The sequence below is a fragment of the Mycobacterium sp. TH-M15 genome, from assembly GCF_057473705.1.
In genome coordinates this window covers 1-3,884 of record NZ_JBYCLB010000599.1, presented here as the reverse complement: position 1 = coordinate 3,884, position 3,884 = coordinate 1, and the positions used below count along the sequence as shown (strand labels likewise).

Sequence of the window (3,884 nt, the reverse complement as noted above, 5' to 3'; positions counted from 1 at the left end):
ATCCCTTCGGCTCGCAGTTCCAACAGCGCCTCACGCACCGGGGTGACGCTGAGACCCAGATCCGTCGCCAACTGGTCCAGCCGGACATACTCCCCCGCGGCGTAGCTGCCGTCGAAGATCCGCCCGCGGACCAGGCGCGCGACGTCTTCGGAGAGCTGGGGCCGGACGGCGAACTCGGGAACCGGCATCGGCTCAGATCCGGTAGTCGGCGAGCAGCCGCCTGCTGATGATCTGCTTCTGGATCTCGCTGGTGCCCTCACCGATCAGCAGGAACGGCGCGTCGCGCATCAGCCGTTCGATCTCGTACTCCGTGGAGTACCCGTAGCCGCCGTGGATCCGGAAACTGCGCTGGGTGACCTCGTTGCAGTACTCGCTGGCCAGGTACTTCGCCATCCCGGCGGCCAGGTCGTTGCGCTCGCCGGAGTCCTTCAGCCGCGCCGCATTCACCATCATCAGGTGCGCGGCCTCCACCTTGGTGGCCATCTCGGCCAGCTGGAACGCCACCGCCTGGTGCTCGGCGATCGGTTTGCCGAACGTGCTGCGCTGCTGGGCGTAGCGCACCGCCAGCTCGAACGCCCGGATGCCGACCCCGCAGGCCCGGGCGGCGACGTTGACCCGGCCCACCTCGATGCCGTCCATCATCTGGTAAAAGCCGCTTCCCGCCGCGCCGCCCAGGACGTCGCCGGCACCGGCCGGATACCCGTCGAAGACCAGCTCGGTGGTGTCGATGCCCTTGTAGCCGAGCTTGTCGATCTTGTTCGAGATGGTCAGCCCGGGCAGCACCTCCCCGAATCCGGTCGGCTTCTCCACCAGGAAGGCGGTCAGGTTGCGGTGCAGCGTCTCCGCCCCTTCGTCGGTGTGCACCAGCACCGCTACCAGCGTCGAGCTGGCGCCGTTGGTCAGCCACATCTTCTGGCCGTCGATGCGGTATCCGCCCTCGGGTGTCCGGTCGGCCCGGGTGCGGATCGCCGCGACGTCCGAGCCCAGCCCGGGCTCCGACATCGAGAACGCGCCGCGCACCTCGCCGGTCGCCATCCGCGGCAGGAACCGCCGGCGTTGCTCGTCGGTGCCGTGCCGGCAAATCATGTAGGCGACGATGAAGTGGGTGTTGATCACCCCGGAGATGCTCATCCAGCCGCGGGCCAGCTCCTCGACGCAGAGCGCGTAGGTCAACAGCGACTCCCCCAGGCCGCCGTAGGATTCCGGGATCATCAGACCGAACAGGCCCAGCTGCCGCATCTGGTCGACGATCTGCTGCGGGTAGGTGTCGGTGCGGTCCAGCTCGGCGGCGGCCGGGATCACCTCCTTCTCGACGAATCGACGTACCGTCGCGATGATCTCCGTCTGCGCCTCGGTGAGGCCCAGCGTCTGGGCGAGTCTGGTCATGCGGCCCCGCTTTCGCCGATTCGTTCGAATACCGCGGCCAGTCCTTGCCCGCCGCCGATGCACATGGTCGCCAGGCCGTGGCGGGCCTGGCGGCGGGTCAGTTCGCGGGCCAGGGTCGCCAGCATCCGGGTTCCGGTCGCACCGACCGGGTGCCCGAGCGAGATCCCGGACCCGTGCACGTTGGTCCGCTCCCGGTCGGCGTCGCCGAACCGCCACTCGCCCATCACCGCCAGGGCCTGCGCGGCGAACGCCTCGTTGAGTTCGATCAGGTCGATGTCGGCCAGCCGCAGACCGGCCCGGGCCAGCGCGGCCTCGGTGGCCGGCACCGGACCGATCCCCATCACGTTCGGCGCCACCCCGGCGACCGCCCAGGACACCAGCCGCACCAGCGGCGTCAGCCCCAGCGCCGCGGCCCGCTCCGGCGTGGTCACCACGCACAGCGCGGCCGCGTCGTTCTGCCCGCTGGCATTTCCGGCGGTCACGGTGGCCTGCGGATCGTTCTGCGCGAGCACCGGTTTGAGCCGGCCCAGCGACTCCAGGGATGCGTCGGCGCGCGGATGCTCGTCGGTGTCGACGACCCGCTGTCCGCCCGGGGTGGGCACCGACACCGGGATGATCTCGTCGGCGAAGATGCCGTCTCGCTGCGCCCGGACCGCCCGCTGGTGGGAGGTGACCGCGAGCTCGTCCTGCTCGGTGCGGGAGATCCGGTACCGCCGGCGCAGATTCTCCGCGGTCTCCAGCATCCCGCCGGGCACCGGATGGCCGCGCCCGCCGGCGGTGGTGCGGCCGCGGACCAGGCCGTCATGCACCCGGATTCCGCCCCGGGCACCGCCCCAGCGCATGTCGGTGGAGTAGAACACCACATTGCTCATGCTCTCCACCCCGCCGGCGACCACCAGGTCGTGGGCACCGGAGCCGACCTGCAGGCCCGCCTGGATCACCGCCTGCAGCCCGGAGCCGCATCGGCGGTCGACCTGCATCCCGGGCACGGTCACCGGCAGACCGGCCTCCAGCGCGACCACCCGCCCGATCGCCGGGGCTTCGGCGCTCGGGTAGCAGTGCCCGAGGATGACGTCGTCGACGGCGTCGGCCGGGATGGCGGTGCGGGCCAGCAGCCCGCGCAGCACCGCGACCGCCAGGTCGACCGGGCCCAGCGGTGTCAGCGCCCCGCCGTATCGCCCGATCGGCGTGCGGACCGGCTCGCAGATCACCGCCTCGCGCATCGTTTCGCTCACATGAACCTGCCGCCGGTCACCTCGAGGACCGTGCCGGTCATGTACGAGGACAGGTCCGACGCCAAAAACAGTGCGACACCGGCGACTTCGGCCGGCTCGCCGGCGCGGCCCATCGGCACCTCGGCGAGTTTGGCGTCCCAGATGCGTTGCGGCATCGCCTCGGTCATCGCCGAGCGGATCAGGCCGGGGGCGATCGCGTTGACCCGCACGCCCAGGTGCGCGAGTTCCTTGGCCGCCGCCTTGGTCATCCCGACGATGCCGGCCTTGGCGGCCGAGTAGTTGGTCTGGCCGATCAGGCCGACCTTGCCCGACAGCGACGACATGTTGACGATCGCACCGCTTTTGTTCTCCCGCATGATCGCCGCCGCTTTGCGGGTGCCGTTCCAGGCGCCCTTCAGATGCACCGCGATCACCTCGTCGAACTGCTCCTCGGTCATCGTGCGCATGGTGGCGTCCCGGGTGATCCCGGCGTTGTTGACCATCACGTCCAGCCGACCGAACCGCCGCAGCGCCGCCGCCAGCACCGCGTCGACGTCGGCGGAGTCGGTCACGTCGGCGCGCACCGCCAGCGCGACGGCACCGCCCAGCTCGGCCGCGGCGGCCTCGGTGGCGTCCGGATTCAGATCCGCCAGCACCACGTTCGCGCCCTCGGCGACGAATCGCCGGGCGATCGCCAGCCCCAGCCCCTGCGCGCCGCCGGTGATCACCGCGGTCTTGCCGTCCAGTAGCGCCACCGGTGCGCCCTCCTTCCCCGCTCGCCCGACGTCACACATCATATTTCATATATGATCCGGACCGATCGTCGGTGAGGAGTTCGGTGATGACGACGTCCGTCGATGACGATGCGTTCGCGGCGATCCTGGCCGAGACCCGCCGATTCGTTCGGACCGCGGCGCTGCCCCGGGAGCAGGAGATCGCCGATCACGACCGGGTCCCGGACGACCTGCGCGAGCAGGCCCGGCAGCTGGGGTTGTTCGGCTACGCCATCCCCAGCCGGTGGGGCGGGCTCGGCCTGGACCTGGTGCAAGACGTCGAGCTGGCCATGGAGCTGGGCTACACCTCGCTGGCGGTGCGGTCGATGTTCGGCACCAACAACGGGATCGCCGGACAGGTGCTCGCCGGCTTAGGTACCGCCGAACAGAAGACGCGCTTGCTGCCGGCGATGGCGTCCGGAGCCGTGGTCGCATCGTTCGCGCTGACCGAACAGGGGTCCGGCTCCAATCCCTCCGGGCTGCGCAGCAAAGCGGTTCGAGACGGCGAATA

At 70.5% G+C, this 3,884-nt stretch carries 5 protein-coding genes; 1 reads left to right on the top strand and 4 read right to left on the bottom strand.

The features are described from left to right. The 4 genes from AC2VNT_RS14745 to fabG all read right to left on the bottom strand — a co-directional run. Window positions 1-188: GntR family transcriptional regulator (locus AC2VNT_RS14745; RefSeq protein ID WP_486947563.1), on the bottom strand; the 188-nt coding region annotated here is incomplete at its 3' end. Window positions 189-192: 4 nt separating this feature from the next. After that, a complete protein-coding gene (locus AC2VNT_RS14740; RefSeq protein WP_486947562.1) occupies window positions 193-1,386 on the bottom strand; it encodes an acyl-CoA dehydrogenase family protein in 1,194 nt (397 codons plus the stop codon). Next, window positions 1,383-2,609 (bottom strand): acetyl-CoA C-acetyltransferase, encoded by a 1,227-nt coding sequence (locus tag AC2VNT_RS14735; RefSeq protein ID WP_486947564.1) that lies wholly within the window; start codon window positions 2,607-2,609, stop codon window positions 1,383-1,385. Before AC2VNT_RS14735 ends, AC2VNT_RS14740 begins: the two co-directional genes overlap by 4 nt. 8 nt (window positions 2,610-2,617) lie before the next feature. Next, complete coding sequence (gene fabG, locus AC2VNT_RS14730) at window positions 2,618-3,394, bottom strand: 3-oxoacyl-ACP reductase FabG (protein WP_486947561.1); 777 nt, start codon at window positions 3,392-3,394, stop codon at window positions 2,618-2,620. A gap of 47 nt (window positions 3,395-3,441) precedes the next feature. On the opposite strand from fabG, the gene AC2VNT_RS14725 reads away from it, so the two are divergent. After that, window positions 3,442-3,884 (top strand): acyl-CoA dehydrogenase family protein (locus AC2VNT_RS14725; protein WP_486947560.1); only part of this gene is annotated, 443 nt, incomplete at its 3' end.